This window comes from Micromonospora sp. NPDC049799 (genome assembly GCF_040656655.1).
Lineage (GTDB): Bacteria > Actinomycetota > Actinomycetes > Mycobacteriales > Micromonosporaceae > Micromonospora.
This window is the reverse complement of the sequence record NZ_JBFAMU010000881.1, coordinates 1-1196: the sequence shown is the minus strand read 5'-3', so window position 1 is coordinate 1196 and position 1196 is coordinate 1. Positions and strand designations below refer to the sequence as shown.

At 76.7% G+C, this 1196-nt stretch carries 1 protein-coding gene and 1 pseudogene; both read left to right on the top strand.

Annotated features, from left to right (window positions below):
- Positions 1-243, top strand: a pseudogene (locus tag AB0I76_RS30330) (DNA polymerase Y family protein); the annotation flags it as partial.
- 21 nt (positions 244-264) lie between these two features.
- A partial coding sequence (locus tag AB0I76_RS30325; protein ID WP_357042692.1) for a PHP domain-containing protein occupies positions 265-1196 on the top strand: 932 nt, incomplete at its 3' end.

The window sequence follows — 1196 nt, the reverse complement described above, 5'->3', positions numbered from 1 at the left end:
GGCGAGCCGGACGTGGTCAGCGCGCGTCTGCTGACCAGTGCCGCACCGGCCCGGCTCACCGTCGGGACGGCCCGCCCGGTCGAGATCGTCGGGTGGGCCGGCCCCTGGCCGGTCGACGAGCGCTGGTGGGCGCCGGCCGAGGCGCGGCGCCGGGCCCGGTTCCAGGTGTGTCTCGCCGACGGCTCCGCCCTGCTGCTCGCGGTCGAGGCCGGCCGCTGGCTGGTGGAGGCCGTCTATGACTGAGCGTCCGCCCAGGGCGGCCCGATGAGCTTCCACAACCCGAAGCAGCCCTGGTCGGAGCTGGAGCGGGTGCTGTCCGGCCGGGGCCGGGGCGGGGGCACGCCCCACCACGAGCGGCACCTGCACGTGGTGGACCCCCTCGCCGTGGACGCCGACGGGGGTGACTCCCCGGCCTGGACCCGCAAGCGCCAGCAGTACGAGGCGCCGGATCTTCCCCGCCCGGACGGCGCGGTGCCGTACGCGGAACTGCACGCCCACACCAACTTCAGCTTCCTCGACGGGGCCAGCCACCCCGAGGAGCTGGCCGAGGAGGCCGCCCGGCTGGGCCTCACCGCGCTCGCCGTCACCGACCACGACGGCTTCTACGGGGTGGTGCGCTTCGCCGAGGCGGCCCGTGAGCTGCACCTGCCGACGGTCTTCGGCGCCGAGTTGTCCCTCGGGCTGCCCGGCCCGCAGAACGGCGAGCCCGACCCGCTCGGCGCGCACCTGCTGGTGCTCGCCCACGGCCACGAGGGGTACGCCCGGCTCGCGTCCGTCATCTCCCGGGCCCAGTTGCGCGGCGGGGAGAAGGGCCGCCCGGTCTACGGGGAGCTGGAGGAGGTGGCCGCCGAGCTGCGCGACCACGTCCTGGTGCTGACCGGCTGCCGCAAGGGGCACGTGCCGGGGGCGCTGCTCACCGAGGGGGTCGACGCCGCGGCCCGGGAGCTGGACCGGCTGACCGCGCTGTTCGGCGCGGAGACGGTGGCGGTGGAGCTGACCGACCACGGGCACCCGGTCGACGCGGACCGCAACGACGCCCTGTCCGAGCTGGCCGTCACCGCCGGGCTGCCCACGGTGGCCACGAACAACGTGCACTACGCGACCCCGGGCCGGCGGCGGCTGGCCACCACGGTCGCCGCCGTACGGGCCCGGCGCAGCCTGGACGAGATCGACGGGTGGCTGCCCGCCGCCGCCAC